The sequence below is a fragment of the Desemzia sp. FAM 23989 genome, from assembly GCF_045528345.1.
GTDB lineage: Bacteria > Bacillota > Bacilli > Lactobacillales > Carnobacteriaceae > Desemzia.
On sequence record NZ_JBGQQT010000001.1, the window covers coordinates 203720 to 223488 of the forward strand.

Here is a 19769-nt window from a genome sequence, read left to right on the forward strand (position 1 = left end):
TTTAGTGAATCAATTCTCGAAACGGGAGCAAATGAAGCCACGAGTTACTGTTTTTTTAAATTCAGTAGAAAATCCATTTATTATTAAAGGGAGTAAGAAAATCACTTAGTTTTGTGGAGGAGAACATTGGATCAGAGTTAGCAAAAGGCAGCGAAATCATTACAGAACAGGAAGTAGAACGGTTAAACAGTTTTTCGTAAGGAATGAAACAGCGTTTAAAAATCGGAATGGCTAGTTAGAGTAGATTGAGAAAGCTGTACTTTTTTCACAGAAATGTGTTTTAAAAGGAAATAAAGCTTGATTCTTAATTTAAACGTGGTAAAATTGATTTTGCATTTATTTTGTGAAATTATCTAGGAGGATTTTTATAATGACAGATGGAAAAACTAAAGTTAGTACAGCTTCACTAAAAGTATTAGCAGGATGGGGAATAGACACAATTTATGGTATTCCTTCAGGAACTCTAGCTCCTTTAATGGAAGCTTTAGGAGAACAAGACGAGACAGACATTAAATTCCTACAAGTAAAACATGAAGAAGTTGGAGCCATGGCAGCTGTAATGCAATGGAAATTCGGAGGCAAATTGGGTGTTTGTGTTGGATCAGGTGGTCCTGGTGCTTCTCACTTAATCAATGGTCTTTACGATGCAGCAATGGATAACACACCAGTTTTAGCTATCTTAGGATCTCGTCCACAACGTGAATTAAACATGGACGCATTCCAAGAATTAAACCAAAACCCAATGTTCGATCACATTGCAGTATACAACCGTCGTGTTGCTTACGCTGAACAATTACCAAAATTGATCGACGATGCAATTCGTACTGCTATCTCTAAACGTGGAGTAGCTGTATTAGAAGTACCTGGCGACTTCGGTTACCATGAAATTGCTAATGACGCATTCTACTCTTCAGGTCACAGCTACCGTGATTACGTTTCTTCTGCAATCAACGAAGCAGATATCGATGCAGCTGTTGAAGTATTAAACAACGCTAAACGTCCTGTAATCTATGCAGGTATCGGAACTATGGGACATGGTCCAGCAGTTCAAGAATTATCTCGTAAACTTAAAGCTCCAGTTATCACAACTGGTAAAAACTTTGAAACTTTCGACTATGACTTTGAAGCGTTGACTGGTTCAACATACCGTGTTGGTTGGAAACCAGCTAACGAAACTGTTAGAGAAGCAGATACAGTTCTTTTCGTTGGTTCAAACTTCCCGTTTGCTGAAGTAGAAAATACTTTCGGAAGCGTTGAAAAATTCATCCAAATCGACAACAATCCAACAATGCTTGGTAAACGTCATAACGCAGATGTTGCTATTCTTGGTGATGCTGGTGAAGCAGTTCATTCATTACTTGAAAAAGTTGCACCTGTTGAAGAATCAGCATGGTGGACTGCTAACTTGAAAAATATTCAAAACTGGCGTGACTACATGACTAAGTTGGAAACAAAAGAATCTGGTGCTTTACAACTTTATCAAGTATACAACGCTATCAACAAATATGCTGACGAAGATGCAATCTACTCAATTGATGTTGGTAACTCAACTCAAACATCTATCCGTCACTTGCACATGACTCCTAAAAACATGTGGAGAACTTCTCCATTATTTGCTTCAATGGGTATCGCACTTCCAGGTGGTATTGCAGCTAATAATGTTTACCCTGGACGTCAAGTATTTAACTTAATGGGTGACGGTGCGTTCTCTATGAACTACCAAGACGTTGTTACTAACGTACGTTACGACATGCCTGCTATCAACGTAGTATTCACTAACACTGAATATGGATTCATCAAGAACAAATACGAAGATACGAACACAAATACTTTCGGTACTGAATTTACTGATGTAGACTACGCTAAAATTGGTGAAGCTCAAGGAGCTGTTGGTTTCACAGTAAGCCGTATCGAAGATATGGATCAAGTAATGGCTGAAGCTGTTAAAGCTAACAAAGCAGGTAAAACTGTTGTCATCGATGCTAAAATTACTAAAGATCGTCCAATTCCAGTAGAAACATTGAAATTAGACCCTGCATTGTATAGCGCAGAAGACATCAAAGCTTACAAAGAAAAATATGAAGCTGAAGAATTAGTACCATTTAGCGAGTACCTTAAAGCTGAAGGTCTAGAATCTATAGTAGCTAAATAATTTTTCTGATATACAACTTATAGTTGAATAAAAAAGGCGAGTCGCTATTTTATAGTGACTTGCCTTTTTATTGGTTAATAAATAATAAATGATTTAGGCTGGAGCCAATTTGCTTCAGCCTTTTTATATATGGACAGAAATTTCTTCCGGCCTCGTGGTTGTTTGGTGAGAGCCATGGGACCGCTTTGAGCCTGGAGTCTCAAAGCTTGAAAGCTTCAAACTAAGCATACGCGCTAAAGCGCAATGCTTAGTAATTTGCCATGATTGTTCCTGCTTCAGCAGGTTACAAGCATGGTACACTTGGGCGAATGCCCACAGTGCATCCACATTTCATCCTTAGCATGGCTACAAGCAACCACAATTCCTGCAGAAATTTCGGGAGTGTAAAACATATTAAATTAGTCTTTAAATAAAGACTTGATGATGAGAGCTTTAATTTAATTTTGTACGTGTTACCAATTTGATGGAATTTAAAAAAAACTAAACATTTGTTCGCATTTTTTTGCTATAATGAAAGGTAATTGAACTTATGTTGTAATAGAGCGTAAGTTAGTTGGGGTATGGGTTAAAGTGGAAATGTGTTGAAGCATATTAAAGTTAAAAGAATAATTGAAAATGTTATAATGGGGAGATACATAAAATGAGTGAAAATAGTACTAAAACGTTGTACCAAGTTTTATGGAATTCAGCGGATATATTAAGATCAAAAATGGATGCAAATGAATACAAAAGTTATTTATTAGGATTAGTTTTTTATAAATATTTATCTGATAAGATGATTTATTATTCATCAGTGCTATTAGAGGGGAAAACGGATGACTTACAAGTTGCTCAAACCCTTTATAAAGAAGCTTATGAAGACAAAGGCATTAAAGAAGATTTACTGTTTGAATTGCAGAATGAATTTTCTTACACTATCAAACCAGATATCACTTTTACTGCTTTAGTAAATGCGATAAATGATGGGCGTTTTCAATTAGAAGATTTAGCGCAAGGATTTCGTGATATTGAACAATCTAGTGAAACATTTGAAAATATGTTTGAAGACGTTGATTTATATTCAAAAAAATTAGGAGCTACACCGCAAAAGCAAAACCAAACTATTGCTCAAGTTATGCAAGAATTATCTTCATTAAATATGGCCGGTCATGCTGGAGATGTTTTAGGAGATGCTTATGAGTACTTAATCGGGCAATTTGCCTCAGATTCTGGTAAAAAAGCAGGAGAGTTTTATACACCTCAGCCAGTAGCAAAACTAATGACTCAAATTGTCTTGCATGGTAAAGAAAATCAGAAAGGTCTCTCAGTATATGATGCTACCATGGGTTCAGGATCACTATTACTAAACGTTAAAAAATATTCGAATGAACCAGGAACGATTTCTTACTTTGGTCAAGAATTAAATACATCAACATATAATCTGGCACGTATGAACATGATTCTTCACGGCGTTCCAATAGAGCATCAGCATTTACATAATGCAGATACTCTAGATCAGGATTGGCCGACTGAAGAACCGACAAATTTTGATGGAGTCCTAATGAATCCACCATATTCTGCTAAATGGGGTGCTGATAAAGGGTTTCTAGATGACCCACGTTTTTCACAATATGGAGTGTTGGCACCAAAATCTAAGGCTGACTTCTCATTTCTACTGCATGGTTTTTACCATTTGAAAGATACTGGTGTAATGGCTATTGTTCTTCCGCATGGAGTGCTGTTCAGAGGAAATGCTGAAGGGAAAATTCGGAAGAAAATGTTAGAGAATGGTTCAATTGATACAGTGATTGGCTTACCAGCAAATATATTCTTTAACACTTCAATACCTACAACCGTAATCATTTTGAAGAAAAAGCGATCTACAAAAGATGTATTGTTTATTGATGCTTCTAAAGGGTTTGATAAAGGGAAGAATCAAAATAATATGACAGATGAGCATATTGGTGCAATACTAGAAGCTTACATCAAACGAGAAAATAAAGATAAATTTTCTTATGTAGCATCATTTGATGAAATCGTAGAGAATGATTTTAATTTAAACATCCCTCGCTATGTTGATACTTTCGAAGAAGAGGAACCGATTGACATGGTTGCTCTGGGGAAAGAGATTGTCGAACTAAATATGGAAATTCGTAAATCAGAAAATGAATTCTTGGCTATGTTAGATGAACTAGCAGTCACAGAAGACTCTAGAGTCATCATCGAAGCAACAAAGGCGGTGTTTCTAAATGATTGAGAAACGAACTCCCGAGATTCGGTTTAAAGGGTATACTCAGGATTGGGAACAGCGTAAGTTAGGTGAAATAGCTACTTTCTCTAAAGGGTCTGGATACACTAAAGGTGATTTAGTTAAAAAAGGAACTCCAATTATACTTTATGGTCGTTTATATACTAAGTACCAAACTGTTATTAACCAGGTTGATACGTTTGTAGATATAAAAAAAAAATCAGTAGTGAGTGAAGGAGACGAAGTTATTGTTCCTTCTTCAGGAGAATCTTCTGAGGATATTTCTAGAGCTTCAGTTGTTGAAAATTCTGGAATTCTACTTGGTGGAGATCTTAATATAATTAGAACTAATAGCGATATTAACTCGATTTTTTTAGCGTTAGCAATCTCGAATGGAAAACAGCAGAAAGAATTAAGTAAAAGAGCACAAGGAAAATCAATTGTACATTTACATAATTCTGATTTAAAGAAAGTTAAACTAATATACCCTACAATTGAAGAACAGATTAAAGTTGGAAATTTCTTAAAAAAAATTGATGACACTATCGCTCTTCATCAGGATAAGCTAGAGAAGTTAAAGCAACTGAAGAAAGGCTACCTGCAGGTAATGTTTCCTCAAAAAGGAGAAAAAACGCCTAGTTTGAGATTTGCTCATTTCTCTTCAGACTGGGAACAGCGTAAAATGGAAGAAGTTGCACAACTTACAATGGGACAATCCCCAAAATCTGAAAACTACACTGATAATCCAAAAGATTATATCTTAGTTCAAGGTAATGCGGATATGAAAAACGGGAAAGTTGTGCCACGAGTTTGGACAACACAAATAACTAAGCGAGCAGAAAAAGATGACTTAATTCTTAGTGTTCGAGCACCAGTCGGTGATATTGGGAAAACTGATTATGATGTAGTATTGGGGCGCGGTGTTGCAGCAGTAAAAGGAAATGAATTTCTTTTTCAATTACTAGGAAAAATGAAGCTGGATAAATATTGGACCAAACTGAGTACAGGTTCTACTTTTGAATCCATCAATTCCAAAGATATCCAAGAAGCAATAATCACGTTACCTAGTAAAGACGAACAACAAATTATTGGGTGTTTTTTCAAACAATTAGACCATACTATTGCTCTAAATCAGGACAAGTTAGAAAAAATAAAACAAGTAAAAGAAGTCTATTTACAAAAATTATTTATTTAAATATAATTACCTCAACCACAAAATCGGGAGAAACATTCCAACTTTGTGGTTTTCATATTAATAATTACTTTAAAACAAAGTAGCTAAGTGTTTCATTACTTTATCATTATCCTGATTCTCTAATTCTTGGATGATATGCAAATAAGTTTCTTGGGTTGTTGTCATACTGGAATGACCTAAACGACTGGCAACGCTCGCAATCGTTACCCCAGCAAATAGCAACAGAGAAGCATGTGTATGGCGTAATCCGTGTATAGTGATAATTGGAACACCAGCTTTTAAACAAAGATTTTTTAATCGATTATTTATCGTAGAATTGAACACTCTACCCTTTACAAAAATGGGTTGACTAGGATTTATATTTTTAATCAATTGAGAAAATTGCATCGCAGTTTGCCAATCAATTTGTATTTTTCTTATAGATGATTTATTTTTTGTTGGTTGAAAGCCTCCGTATACATTTTTATAATTCCATGTCTTGTTGATAATTATTTGTTGTTTTGAAAAATCAAAATCATTTGGAGTTAATGCTAAAGCTTCAGAAAAACGAAGACCAGTTTTTGTGACTAGAAGGATATACCAGTCCCAACTAACCTCATCTGTTAAATTTAGTTGCTTTAATAAAGCTTGTACTTCAAACTGATTTATAAATTTCGGCTTTTTCTGGGTAGGTTTCTTTCCCTTAATGATTATTTTTCTAGTTGGGTTTACATCTATTAGACCCTCATCAACTGCATCTAAAATAGCTCCTTTTAATTGATGGTGAAAATCCATTGTTGTTTGTTTTTCATGAGTCAAAGCATATTCATTTAGTAACTTTTGGTATTCTTTTCTACTTAAATCCTTCAATTTTAAATTAGGGGCTAATTCAGCAACTTTTTGTAAAGACATATAATACTTTCTTAAAGTAACAGATCGGATGGCATCAGTTTTATATAAATGAATCCATTCTTCAAAATAGTCATGTAATAATTGTTCTGTTTTTTTTCTTTTTACCATAGTAAAACCTCCTAATATTTTTTTGATGAAAGTATCATCAGTTCTATTATTAGGAGGTTTTATAATTTTGTATAGTTTTAAGCAAACAATTTTTGAAGATATAATTTTTTTGTTTCTTGTAAAGTTGATATTTTTTTCTGATGAAGAGCAATTGTGTCATCAATTTGTTTGAAGAAGTTTCCTATTTTTTTTTGTTCTTCAAATTTTGGAACCAATGTTGTTATATTTGAAAATTCACTCTTGTTTACAATCTGCATTGTTCCAGATGATGCGCTTCGTTTCATCTTTTTCGACCATATTTCAGATTGAGTCAACAAAAAATATGAATCATTCTCCGAAAATGGAGTAAGCGAATTTATCTGTTGGTTGAATCCCACATCCTTTGTTGCTAAAGTGTTTTTCCCTATACTAGCAATGCTCGTTACTAAAATTGAACCTGCTTTTGCAATACGAGCTTTCCTAGCGCCTTCTGTAGATAACTTCTTAGCAGTATTTAAGGTTATTAAAGACTTTATATCAGTTGGTGTTACCCAAAGTGTTCCATCATCGTCATAGTTTTTTATATCATTTGTAGATGGTGTATTCCCCGTCTGTATTTCTCCAAGTTCTCCCAACTTACGCTGTTCCCAGTCCGAAGAAAAATGAGTAAACCTCAATCTAGGAACTTTTTGATCTTTTTGAGGGAACATTAACTGCAAATATCCTTTCTTCAGTTGCTTTAGTTTCTCTAACTTATCCTGATGAAGAGCGATAGCATTGTCGAGTAGTTTGAAAAATGAACCAATTTTTTGCTGTTCAATTATAATTGGGAGCTCAAATTTCATAGAATTTAAGTCTCTAGGATAAACAGCAGCAACGCTTGTTGTTCCTACTGCTCTTGCTTGCACTTGTTTAATCATTTGTGGAGTATTATATAAATAATTAAAAAATATAGTATCTATTCCTTTAAATGTAAAACGAGCGATATTGCTATTAAATGCAAATTCATCATCCTTACCGAACCATGTAGCTCCTTTTCCAACTAGTTCCAGAGTATTACGTGTATTGAAAAGAAAATCTCCAAATTTAACCATATTTTTTTCTTCAACATTGTCATTCTCATTAAGATATTCGGTTTTTGTAAAGATAAAATATCCTCTTTGTATGTTTCCCATTTTAATTAAGGGAGTTCCATAATTACTTTCTGATCCAAGTAGGTTAGTGCCTGTTTGTATAGTTCTGATTACAGTTTCAAACTTACGCTGTTCCCAATCGTCAAAATTAATACCTACCGTTGTAATTTCGCGTGTTATACTAAATAATAAGAATACATACTAGATAATTTTTGTGGGGTGAGTAAACGATGGTAAATAAATTCACAACAGAATCAGAGTTAGAAAGAAATTTGATTAATCAATTAACTAATGGGGTTTCTCAATGGACATACCGGGATGATTTAAATACCGAAGAGAAGTTATGGGAGAATTTTAAAGATAAGTTGGAAAACAATAATAAAGACGTTTTAAATGAAGTGAATTTAACAGCACAAGAATTTCGTCAAATACAAAATCAATTGAACTTCGCGAACTTTTATGATGCAGCTAAGTGGCTTTCGGGGGAGAATGGAATTGCTAAAGTACAAGTCCAAAGAGAAGATGCGTCACTTGGAACAATCCGCTTAAAAGTGCTGAATCGAGCAGATATTGCAGGTGGGATGTCTTCATATGAGGTAATCAATCAATTTATCAGTTTTAAGCAAGAATCTGATCAAAGGAATCGTAGGTTTGATGTCACTTTACTTATTAATGGTTTACCAATGATACATATAGAACTAAAAAATAGAGCGCATTCGTATATGGATGCTTTCAGACAAATCAAAAAATATTTAGTACAAGGCAAGTTCATGGGTATTTTCTCAGCACTGCAAATGTTTGTGATTTCTAACGGTACTGACACTCGTTACATCGCTGCAGCAACAGATACTAACTTAAAAGAACCATTTCTAGCTAAATGGGTAAATGGTGCAAATCAACCGGTAACCAATTATCTTGAATTTGCTCAACAAGTATTGTCTATTCCTCAAGCACATAAGATGGTCACTCAGTACACCGTTATTGACAGCAAACGTAAAGGGTTAATTTTGCTGAGACCATATCAAATTCATGCCATTGAAGCTGTGAAGGCTGCTTCAAGAAGACAGGAGTCTGGTTACGTTTGGCATACGACTGGATCTGGTAAGACATTAACTTCATATAAAGTGGCACGTAACTTATTGCAGATTCCTTCTTTAGACAAGACGATATTTATTGTTGACAGAGTAGATTTAGACCAACAAACAACAGCGTCTTTTTCTTCTTATGCAGAACATGATGTGATTGACATTGATGAGACAGACAATGTAACTGAATTGGTCAATAAATTATTGTCTAAAGAAAGAACAGTAGTCGTCACTACAATTCAAAAATTAAATCATGTAATGAAGCGGTATGAAGGTAAAGAAGAATCACCTAAATACAAAAAGCTAACTCAAGTGAAGATGGCTTTTGTAGTAGATGAATGTCATAGAGCTGTTTCTCCTCAAAAGAAACAAGAGATTGAGCGCTTTTTCCGTCGTTCATTGTGGTATGGGTTTACAGGGACCCCTATTTTTGCAGAGAATGCAAGAGCTGCTCTAGGTGATTTGGCTCGTACAACAGAAGAGTTATATGGCAATCGACTACATGAATATACTGTTAAAGAAGCTATTCATGATAAAGCTGTATTAGGATTTCAAGTCGAATATAAAAGTACTTTTTCTGAATATGAATTAGATATTATGCTGAAAAAACTGAATCCAAAAGTAGAACTTTCTACAATGACTAGCCAAGAAAAAGAAGCTTTGATTCCTAAAGAAATATATGAAGATGAGGAGCACATGCTAGAAGTAATTCATTCGATTGTTAATAAGTCCCGCTCTAAGTTAGGTTTTCCTAATGGGGTTGGAAATACGAATAACGCTATTTTAACAACATCATCTATTTCAAAAGCGCAAAAATATTATGACTTATTTAAAAAAGTTATAAATGATCAAACAAGTGTAAAAATAGGAAAACGTACAAAGAGTGTATTACCTGATTTTCCGAAAATAGCCATTACTTATTCTATCTCAGAAAATGAGGAAGCTTCTGAAGAAAACCAAACAAAGATGTCAGCATCGATTAAAGACTATAATGAAATGTTCCATACAAATTATTCTTTGACAGAAATGAAGGCTTACAACAGAAATGTAAATGATCGTCTAGCAAGAAAGCAAGAGAAATATAAGTTTAGAAATGAACAACTGGATCTTGTTATTGTCGTGGACCGTTTATTAACGGGATTTGATGCTCCAAGTTTATCTACGCTATTTATCGATCGTCCGCCAATGAAGCCGCATGACATCATTCAAGCGTTTTCTAGAACCAATCGTTTATTTGATAACACAAAACATTACGGCCAGGTAGTAACTTTCCAAACACCAAAAACATTTGAAGAAAAAGTAACTGAGGCTTTAATACTTTATTCAAATGGGGGAGAAAATGAGGTATTGGCTCCAACATGGGAAGAAGCAAAAAAAGTCTTTCAAGATTCTGTTCACGAATTACGGAAGATAGCAGAAACTCCTGAAGAAGTAGACGATACAAATGTTGCAAAAATGAAGAAATTTGCCAAGGCTTTTCAATTTTTTGACCGTTCTCTGGCCGCAATAAAAGTCTATTCTGAATTTGAACCAGAATTATTGGAAGACAAATATGATTTAACAGATGAAGAAATTGAAGAATATCATGGGAAATATGTAAATGTTATAGAGCTTTTAAAAACTCTTCCAGGCACTATCGATGATCCGAAAATAATTGAAATAGATATAGAATATGAATTGGAATCTGTTAGAACGGACGAAATCAACTATGAGTATATTTTGATATTAATTCAAGCGTTTGTTCCTAATGATAACGACAGTTCAAAAGTTAAAGAGTTTAAGCAAAATTCAAATGAAGTTGATTCGTACATTAGTGATTTAGGCAGAGGAAATCCAAAACTAGCAGAATTGATGAAAAAACTTTGGAAGGATATTCAAGAAAATCCTGATAATTATCGCGGAGCGCAAGTTTCGACATTGTTGGAAGACATGATTCAAGAGACGACTCAATCGTTAGTAAAAGAATTTTCCGATAAAATGGGATTGAAATCAAATGAATTTCAATATGTAGTAGAAAACTATAATCCATCAAAACCACGTCAAAATGGGGAACATGAGTTGAAGCGAACGAGTGATTATGAAACTTATAAACTGCATTCAGAAAAACCGGTGAGAAGATTAACTTATTGGAAAGAAGTCAGAGAACAATTTACTGACTTGATTGAAGAAGAAATCTTACCACTACAAAAGAGATAAAATAGATTAAATTAAGAAAGGCATCAAACACTTTGATAATTTGTTTGATGCCTTTTTAGTATATGCAAATCCTAAGAGAAGTTTTGATAAGTTGCGATATACATTTTAAAACATCAATTGCATAAACAATGATAGTACTTTGAGTTTGAAAATTTATAGTAAATCCACAATAACAGTTGTATAATTAACTAAAATAATTCTTTTTAGGAGTAAATATGGGAAATACTAAAAATGCTAATCAATTCTCTAAAACTAAAAAAGAAATGGTGTCAAAAATTATCAACAGTGAAAAGAATATTAGTATTCGTAAACGACCGTTTGAAAAGTACAAAGAAAAAAGACACTTGCAATTGTTGTCAACAATTGCAGCACAGCTGCCTAATATTCCCATCTTTGTTGAGGAGTTAAAACGACATGGCGAGATTGTCTTAGATGTCTCGCAAGAAATGGCGGAAAAATTAGCTAATGGAGAAATCACTTTTGGTGCTTATGCTGAATCTGGGAAAAAATACGCTCAATTTGTAAATTCTAAGACAGGAAAAATATATAAAAATATACCTATCAAAGAGTTACCTGTTAATTTTGGTCCTGCAATTGCTACAGCAGGCTTAACTATGCAACTAGATGAAATCACCCGTCAACTAGATGTACTTGGTGAAAAAATAGATCGTGTAAATAGAAATTTCGATTTAAACCGATATGCGGAAGTTCAGTCTGCAAAAGAGAAGTATGAAATGGCCATGCTTGCTAAAAATACTGAATTAAAACAAACTTTGTTGCATAACGCACTAAATCAAGCGACAGACGCTAAGAATTTATTATTAAACCAATTACTTGAAAGTAAAATTCAATTGGAATCACAAAAATCAAATAGTAAGATTCCTATTTTTAGTAGTAACATATCGGCTGCAGAAGGAGACAAACTTGCGAACATTGCTTTAGAGAACCTCTCTTATATGAAGGATGCGTTTAGTCTTCAAATCACATCTTTATTTGAATTAGGTGAGTTTGATGTACTTAATTATGCTGTTTATGAGTTTAAAGAAATGATTATAAAAAATTTCTCTGGAACAGATGCATTATTCCTTGATGAACACTTATCGGTCTCAACGAACCCTTTTAAGTTTTTATCAAACAATGTTATTGCAGCATCAGATTCAATTATTGAATTTCTTGATGATAAAGAAGAATTCCTTGAAGCTCATTTCATACCTGATTTATTGGAGAGAGTAGACAAAAAGGAGACTATACAAAATGAAAACGAATCATTGTAAAAAATGTGGTAAGGAAATAGTTGCAGATAAAAAAATATGTGAAAATTGTAGAAAAAAGAGAAATGAGAAGTGGAATAAAGTCGGCACAAGTGTAATAACTATAGCGGGAACTGCACTTTTGGGAGTAGTTACAAAAAATAAAATCAAATAAAATCACTTTTATAGACCAACTTCAAGAGGCATTATTAAATGCAGCAAAGGGGTGAAAAAGCGATGGATAATGAGAAAAGCAGTATGGAAAAGGTAAATAAGTTCAGAGATGATAGAGATTGGCGACAGTTTCATAACGAAAAAGACTTAGCCATCTCTATTTCTTTAGAGGCGTCAGAATTACTTGAATTATTTCAGTGGAAATCGGCAGAAGAAGTAAAGGAAACCAACTTAGAACGGATTAAGGAAGAATTAGCAGATGTATTGATTTATTCTCATATGTTAGCAGACAACCTTAATTTAAATATCGATTCAATCATTGATGAAAAGCTGCAAAAAAACAATGAAAAATACCCTGTAAGTAAGAGTAAGGGGAAGAATAACAAATATACTGACTTTCAATAGGAGTAATATTTAAAAAGCCAATAAGCAGATGATTGCTTATTGGCTTTTTAGTAACATTCTATTTTCCATGACAATGCTTGTACTTCTTACCACTACCACAAGGGCAAGGCTCATTGCGGCCAACTTTTTTTACTTGGATAGGTTCTTGCTTTCCAGCGTTCTTATTTGTAAAAGGAACAACATTATTAGGAATAGGGGATGACGTGTTATGATTTTTAGTTAGCTCTCTTGGCGTATGGCCTCGGTTGGACCACATGCGCGAATGGTTGTTTAAGTCTGAATACAGAAAGGCAAATTGTTGTATCTCTTCTAAACTTTGAAAAAGAATGCCAAACTGAGTGTTTATTTCTTGAACTAGATCTTGCATTTCTAAATCAAGTTTAATAAAAAACATAATCACATCCATAACCTCTACAAGTTTTTCTGGACTCAACTTTTTAGAGAAAAATTGTTTCATTTTCTTGAATTGAGCCGTTCGCTCGTCAAATTCGTGTTTAGCAAAATAGTGGATGTCGGATTTTGTTGGCTGGTAATAATCGTGGTGTGAAGTACTTGACATGAAAAGAGGTACTTCATCTTCATCCATTACTGAGTTATCAAAGATATGTCCCAGATTATCTGTAATCCTTAGTCGTTCATTAAGCCAAGCTAACGCAATTAATTCATGCAATAATTCAAGGTGTTCTAATGGGTATTGTTTATTGTGTTGACGCCACACTTTTAAGAAAAAGTCCGTTTCAAAAGCGCCGTACAGGTTCATGAAAGCTTCTGCGTATTCACGGATCAGGCTTTTTCTTTTATTTTCTTCTTTAAATTCTGTATCATCCATAAAGCTTTGCAACATTTCTTTGGTCTCATTTGGCAATACTAAGGTGTAAGTATTCTCGTAATAAAACAAGAATACCCACCGAGAATAAAGCAAATCAAATAAGTCTGGATTTTTACGGGAGAAAGGAAGGAAATCAATATCTTTTGGGCCATTCATCAGTTCTTTTAAGAGTTGAATATTTTCTTTTGGTTGAACAGATAATCGATGCTGGCTTTTAAGAGATAATTCTTTGAAGAAATCTTCGGCAATGACGGTTTTTGTTTTACTGCGGCGCACTTTATAACGAAGGCCACTGGCTATTTCGATCATGTCTTCTTTTGAATAAGTCGTTAGGCATTCCATGAAAGAAAAGACCGGTTTATGCAAAACAAGGATATGACCATATAGTTCGTCGTGCATTTCTGGAGTAAGTTCTTCTGGCATTTGGTTTGTCTCCTTTAGAAAAGTATGGATTATGTTGATAGTTCAAAGCTGACTTAAAAATTATTCCCTTGCACAAAGAACTGAGCTTCTTCATGGTGGTATTTGATGTTGGAATAGTTGAATGGGCGACCGCTATTTAAATAATAAATACTTTCGATAGTTAAAGATGGATCGTGAGTTTCCAACTGTAAGTATTCAGCTTCTTCTTGGTTTAATTTTCCGATGCGCATAAATAAATCTGAAAAACGGATGTTTATTTTTAAGTCTTCAGTTAGATAGTTGAAGATAGATTGACTGGCAATTTCTTCATTCAAATAAGGCACGACCGTCTTAAGATAAAAGGATTCTTCCACGCAAAATGGACGTGATTCGATGTAGCGGACGCGCTTAATGTAATAAATAGTTTTTTGATCGGTGAGCTCAAGTATTTCTGCGACATTTGAAGGTGCTTCAATTTCTTTTAATTCAATGACTTCAGAAGATAAATTGAATTCTCTAAAAATACTATGAAATCCTTGAACATCCGTTAAATTCACAAAACCTTTACGGTGACGACCGCGGACATAGGTTCCGCTCCCTCTTACTTGGTAAATCACGCCGTTTGTCTCTAGAACTTCCAAGGCTTTAATAATCGTGTTTTTACTGACTTCATATGTATCCTCTAATTCAGTGAGAGTAGGTAGTTTATGACCGCGAGTTAAATTATTCTCTTGAATATAGGTATTAATTTTGTTGGCGACTTCATGGTATTTGTTCATTACTTCTGCTCCTTTACTGATAATTATAGCATGTTTCTAATTATAAGGGTATTGACAAATTGTGTGGGTATAATTTATGATGTAATCACGGCAATAAATTATACCCATACACTTTATAAGTGAAAAGGAGGAAGAACATGAAAGAAAATAAAAACCGCGATTTAGCTGAGCGGATTTTAGAAGAAATAGGGGGAGACAAAAACATTTCCAATTCGACTCACTGTGCCACTCGCTTACGATTAGTATTGAAAGAAGAAAATGATGAGATGGTTCAGTCTGTCAAAAAACTACCAGGAGTTATTGATGTAGTTCGTAAAGGCGGTCAATTTCAAATCGTTATTGGAAACACAGTCGACAAAGTTTATAATGAATTTAGCGAACTAACTGATGGTGGAGAGAAGAAAGAAGCGTCAGAAGATACAAAGAAAGGCAATATCTTTAGTCGGATTATCGCAACTATGTCAGCTGTGTTTGCACCGTTTGTTTATGTATTGGCAGCTGCCGGAACGATTCAAGGGGCTTTAATCATTTTGTCTCAGATTTGGCCAAGCATTGTAGAAACAGGTACTTATCAAGTATTTGATGTGGTATCATGGTCGCCATTTACATTCTTGCCGATTTTTATTGCGGTAACAGCCTCTAAACATTTTAAAACAAATACGTATACGGCAATTTTTGCAAACGCTGCCTTGGTAGCGCCAGGTTTTTCAGAGTTGGCGCAACGTGCAGGGGCAGGAGAAGCCATCTCTTTCTTCGGTATGCCATTAAGTGAAACCGTTTATACTTCAACGGTTATCCCAGCTATTTTGCTGGTATGGTTATTATCTTATTTGGAACGTTTCTTAGAACATATTTTACCAGAGGCCGTAACACGCTTGTTTACGCCATTATTTAGTATTTTGATCGCGGTTCCATTAACCATTATTGTGATTGGACCGTTATCTGCAGCCGGAGCAAATGTAGTTGCAGCAGGTTATACAGCCTTAACGGTTTCTTTCCCGGCCTTAGCTGGTATTATTATTGGTGGAGCATGGCAGTTGTTTGTACTGCTGGGCGTTCACTGGGGAATCACACCGGTCATTCTGGCTAACCATGAACAATATGGAATGGACACTTTCCAAGTGTATCAAACGATTGCGGTTATCTCTCAAGTGGGAGCTGCTTTAGCCGTTTTCTTAAAAACAAAGAAAAAAGAAGTCCGCAGTGTCAGTTTATCTGCTGCCATTACTGGTTTATTTGGAATTACCGAACCTGCCATTTACGGAGTTAACTTGCGTTTCAAGAAACCATTTATTATTGGAATCGTTACTGGGGCAGTTGCTTCGTTGGTGACTAGTTTCTTTAATTCTTTCTCATTTGTGTATACAGGATTACCAGGGCCGCTAACCATCATCAACACATACAGCGCTGATTATCCTTCTTCTTTCTGGGGAGTATTGGCTGGAACGGTCATCGCTCTTATCTTGCCAATTATATTGGTTCAAATCTTTGGTTATGGTGATGACACTGTAGAAGAAGCAGTTGACGGATCATCGACTACGACAGAAATGGATACTGAAAACAACGACCAAAGTGCAGTCGCTGTAGATCATTTTTCAGAAATTGAGATTCAATCTCCAATCAATGGCACACTTGTACCGTTAGATGAAGTACCGGATCCTGTGTTTTCATCAGGAGCAATGGGCAAAGGAGTAGCGATCAAACCTGCAGAAGGTAGAGTAGTAGCGCCATTTAATGGTAAAGTAACATTAGTAGCAGGCACTAAACATGCTATCGGTTTGACTTCCGACGAAGGTGTCGAAGTATTGATCCATATTGGACTGGAAACGGTTGAGTTAGAAGGTAAACCCTTTACCGTTGATGTTGAAGCAGAACAATCAATTGTGAAAGGCGATCTGCTTGTAGAATTTGATATGGCTCAAATCAAAGCAGCGGATCTACCGACGATTACACCCGTCATTGTAACAAATACCAATGACTACACAGATGTGTTAGTCTCTCAATCAAAAGAAGCTACAGGCACGATCATAACCATTAAAAAATAGGAGGATGTACAAATGTCTAAATTTCCAAAAGATTTCTTATGGGGCGGAGCATTAGCAGCCCACCAATTCGAAGGTGGCTGGGATCAAGGTGGTAAAGGGCCAAGTGTCGCTGATGTGATGACTGCTGGTGCAGCTGGTAAGCCACGCGAAATCACAAAAACGGTTGAAGAAGGTAAATTTTATCCGAATCACGAAGCCATTGATTTTTACAATCGTTATAAAGAAGATGTGGCGTTGTTTGCTGAAATGGGATTGAACAGTTTACGTACATCTATCAACTGGACGCGTATTTTCCCGAAAGGCGACGAAGCTGAGCCAAATGAAGCTGGACTTCAATTTTACGATGATTTATTTGATGAATTATTGAAAAATGGTATTGAGCCGGTCATTACGCTGACTCACTTTGAAATGCCGCTGCACTTAGCACAAAACTATGGTGGATTTAGAAACCGTAAAGTAGTGGATTTCTTTGTTAAATTTGCCGAAGTGGTTTTCAAGCGTTACAAAAACAAAGTGAAATACTGGATGACGTTTAACGAAATCAACAACATGATGGACTACACAAACCCGATTTTCTTATGGACAAATGTTGGGGTACAAGTTGAAGAAGGCGAAAATGCTAAAGAAGTGATGTACACTGCAGCGCACCATGTGTTGTTGGCAAGTGCTTTAGCTGTGAAAGTAGGACGTAAAATCAACCCAGATTTCCAAATTGGAGCGATGGTGTCTCATGTACCGATTTACCCTTTAACAGCCCACCCTGAAGATGCTATGCTGGCTGAAGAATCGATGCATTTGCGTTATTTCTTCCCAGATGTACAAGTACGTGGGTATTATCCAAACTATACGCTGAAAGAATTTGAACGCGATGGCTTGAATATTCCAATTCAAGAGGGCGATGCTGAAATATTGGCACAAGGGAAAGTGGATTATTTAGGATTCAGTTACTACATGTCTAATGTCGTGGATCATAAAGATGAAAATAACGATGACGAAGCGGCTAACGTTCATGGTAAGATTCCTTATCAAGTGGACAATCCATATCTAAAAGCTAGTGACTGGGGTTGGACGATTGATCCGGTAGGTCTGCGTTATACATTGAATCGTTTCTGGGATCGTTATCAAATTCCGCTATTTATTGTAGAAAACGGGTTTGGTGCGATTGATATTGTCGAAGAAGACGGCAGCATCCATGATGAAGCTCGTATCTCTTACTTGCGTGAACACATCAAACAAATGGGCATCGCCATAGACCATGATGGTGTTGAATTGATGGGGTATACACCTTGGGGCATCATTGACATCGTTTCTTTCACAACTGGAGAAATGAAAAAACGTTACGGTATGATTTATGTAGACCGGGATAATGAAGGCAACGGAACGATGGAACGAAGCAAGAAAGATTCGTTTGACTGGTATAAAAAAGTCATCGAAACAAATGGAGAACAATTGTAATGAAAAGTTTGACTCTCTCATTGTTGTATATTCAGCAATGAGAGAGTTTTTTCTTTTTTTCCTAATTTGAGAGTAGGGAGACTAGTCTTTGAACAGAGGGAGAGTCAATGTCAGATCGGACTGTCCGTTAAGTTTTAAAATATTATCCGTATACCGTAGCAAAAATCCTCTAGAATACTCTTTAATGGCTTGATAAGCAGATGTCTGTTTCATCAGTTCAGCTTCAGCGGAACTGATTTGAGAAGATTCTCCGCTAAAAAAGAGGCGATTGTTTTCACCGACAAAGGTGCCCACTTCATCAGGATTGGTTTTGTCATACCATTGTTCTTCGATTATCTGCCGCAATCCCATATCGATACCGTCCTTAACAAATAAAGAAGTAGCGTAGTCTGCATAATGCAACAGCTGCTCATCCGTTTGGTTCGTTTCAGCAGCCCAGCTGTCTACGTCTAAAGTGCTTTTCTGGTAATTCAGTTGTTTGCTATCAATCGTGATCTGCCCAATACTGGGTGTCATAATGGAAAAAGCAGCTGTAGTGATATCGTATGAAGTCTCTTCTTTGCTGGCGATATCTTGGACATGTGTGTGACCAGAAAAAGACACGTATACTTCATACTTGGTAAATAATTCTTGAACAACTTGTGCGTTATCCAACGTAAATCCGTTTGTCATAAAGTCGTTGTGCTCCAGTAAATTATGGTGCAACACAGGCAAGATAGTTTTACCAGTCTCTTTGGCTTCTTTCAAGACTGTTTCCATCCAAACCAATGTTTCTTCTTTTAACAACCCATTTGAAGGAGGGGCGCCTTTTCCTTCTGACTGGGAATAAACATTGGTGTCCAGCATCAATAGAATCAAATCAGTATACGGTTGCACGGCATAACTTAAAGAATGTTCGTCTACCGAAAAAGCCTCGGTATACCCCATGTCACTAAAAATCGTTTGAAAGTCTTGCGGCAATATTTGGGTTGTCTTTTCTTGACTGTCTCCATTGAATTTTCTGGCCCAGCCATTTGAGATATCATGATTGCCGGGAATGACGTAGACTTGTGTCCCCAATTCTTCTATTTGATGAAAATAATCTGCTAAGTCCAATGCGCTTTGTTTTTCTCCGTTTAAGGTCAAATCGCCACTGACGATCAGTAGTTTCGGTCGTTCTTTTTCTATTTGCCATACAAGTGCTTCCATTCGTTCTGTTGGGTAATCCAGTTCTTTTCCAGCTGATGTTTGTTGGATGTAGTCAAAATTTTCTCCATTATCAAACAGAGAAGGTGATAAGTAATGCACATCAGTGATTATCCAAATAGAATCTGTTTTAGAAATAGCTTCAGTTGGCATAAGCGGATCGCGTTTCAGTTCAGTCGATTCAATGGATTGTCCCATACCAAAGACAAATACCAGTACACCAGTCAGAAACAGAATGATTCCGGCTATTGTTTTCTTTTTCATAGCGAGCTCCTCTTG

At 35.7% G+C, this 19769-nt stretch carries 13 protein-coding genes and 1 pseudogene; 9 read left to right on the forward strand and 5 right to left on the reverse strand.

The window, feature by feature from the left end:
• The first annotated feature begins 370 nt into the window (after window positions 1–370).
• The 3 genes from spxB (at window position 371) to ACEN36_RS00955 (ending at window position 5574) form a co-directional block, all read left to right on the forward strand.
• Window positions 371–2152, forward strand: coding sequence for a pyruvate oxidase (gene spxB, locus ACEN36_RS00945; protein WP_407125777.1), 1782 nt, complete (start codon window positions 371–373; stop codon window positions 2150–2152).
• A 640-nt stretch (window positions 2153–2792) separates the two neighbouring features.
• Window positions 2793–4388, forward strand: coding sequence for a type I restriction-modification system subunit M (locus ACEN36_RS00950; RefSeq protein ID WP_407125778.1), 1596 nt, complete (start codon window positions 2793–2795; stop codon window positions 4386–4388).
• A complete protein-coding gene (locus ACEN36_RS00955) occupies window positions 4381–5574 on the forward strand; it encodes a restriction endonuclease subunit S (RefSeq protein WP_407125779.1) in 1194 nt (397 codons plus the stop codon). Before ACEN36_RS00950 ends, ACEN36_RS00955 begins: the two co-directional genes overlap by 8 nt.
• A gap of 69 nt (window positions 5575–5643) precedes the next feature.
• Here ACEN36_RS00955 and ACEN36_RS00960 read toward each other — a convergent pair whose 3' ends face one another.
• The gene (locus ACEN36_RS00960) at window positions 5644–6573 is read right to left on the reverse strand and encodes a site-specific integrase (RefSeq protein WP_407125780.1); all 930 of its coding nucleotides are present in this window, start codon (window positions 6571–6573) and stop codon (window positions 5644–5646) included.
• A gap of 77 nt (window positions 6574–6650) precedes the next feature.
• Window positions 6651–7865, reverse strand: a complete 1215-nt coding sequence (locus tag ACEN36_RS00965) for a restriction endonuclease subunit S (protein WP_407125796.1) — start codon at window positions 7863–7865, stop codon at window positions 6651–6653.
• A 50-nt stretch (window positions 7866–7915) separates the two neighbouring features.
• Here ACEN36_RS00965 and ACEN36_RS00970 point away from each other — a divergent pair, with 50 nt between their 5' ends.
• From ACEN36_RS00970 to ACEN36_RS00985, 4 genes are all read left to right on the forward strand, one after another.
• On the forward strand, window positions 7916–10966 hold the full coding sequence (locus ACEN36_RS00970) for a type I restriction endonuclease subunit R (RefSeq protein ID WP_407125781.1): 3051 nt from the start codon (window positions 7916–7918) through the stop codon (window positions 10964–10966).
• 215 nt (window positions 10967–11181) lie between these two features.
• The gene (locus ACEN36_RS00975; protein ID WP_407125782.1) at window positions 11182–12240 is read left to right on the forward strand and encodes a hypothetical protein; all 1059 of its coding nucleotides are present in this window, start codon (window positions 11182–11184) and stop codon (window positions 12238–12240) included.
• The gene (locus ACEN36_RS00980; RefSeq protein WP_407125783.1) at window positions 12221–12391 is read left to right on the forward strand and encodes a hypothetical protein; all 171 of its coding nucleotides are present in this window, start codon (window positions 12221–12223) and stop codon (window positions 12389–12391) included. Before ACEN36_RS00975 ends, ACEN36_RS00980 begins: the two co-directional genes overlap by 20 nt.
• Window positions 12392–12453: 62 nt before the next feature.
• A complete protein-coding gene (locus ACEN36_RS00985) occupies window positions 12454–12795 on the forward strand; it encodes a nucleotide pyrophosphohydrolase (RefSeq protein ID WP_407125797.1) in 342 nt (113 codons plus the stop codon).
• A gap of 58 nt (window positions 12796–12853) precedes the next feature.
• On the opposite strand, the pseudogene ACEN36_RS00990 reads toward ACEN36_RS00985, so the two are convergent.
• Window positions 12854–12946, reverse strand: a pseudogene (locus ACEN36_RS00990) (SEC-C metal-binding domain-containing protein); the annotation flags it as partial.
• 1154 nt (window positions 12947–14100) lie between these two features.
• Complete coding sequence (locus ACEN36_RS00995; protein ID WP_407125784.1) at window positions 14101–14805, reverse strand: GntR family transcriptional regulator; 705 nt, start codon at window positions 14803–14805, stop codon at window positions 14101–14103.
• Window positions 14806–14942: 137 nt separating this feature from the next.
• On the opposite strand from ACEN36_RS00995, the gene ACEN36_RS01000 reads away from it, so the two are divergent.
• Window positions 14943–16850 carry a beta-glucoside-specific PTS transporter subunit IIABC gene (locus ACEN36_RS01000; RefSeq protein WP_407125785.1) on the forward strand — a complete coding sequence of 636 codons (1908 nt, stop codon included), beginning with the start codon at window positions 14943–14945 and terminating at the stop codon, window positions 16848–16850.
• 12 nt (window positions 16851–16862) lie between these two features.
• On the forward strand, window positions 16863–18305 hold the full coding sequence (locus tag ACEN36_RS01005) for a 6-phospho-beta-glucosidase (protein ID WP_407125786.1): 1443 nt from the start codon (window positions 16863–16865) through the stop codon (window positions 18303–18305).
• Window positions 18306–18386: 81 nt separating this feature from the next.
• On the opposite strand, the gene ACEN36_RS01010 is transcribed toward ACEN36_RS01005, so the two are convergent.
• Entirely contained in the window at window positions 18387–19754 is a 1368-nt protein-coding gene (locus tag ACEN36_RS01010) for a metallophosphoesterase (protein WP_407101655.1), read from the reverse strand.
• Window positions 19755–19769 lie beyond the last annotated feature (15 nt).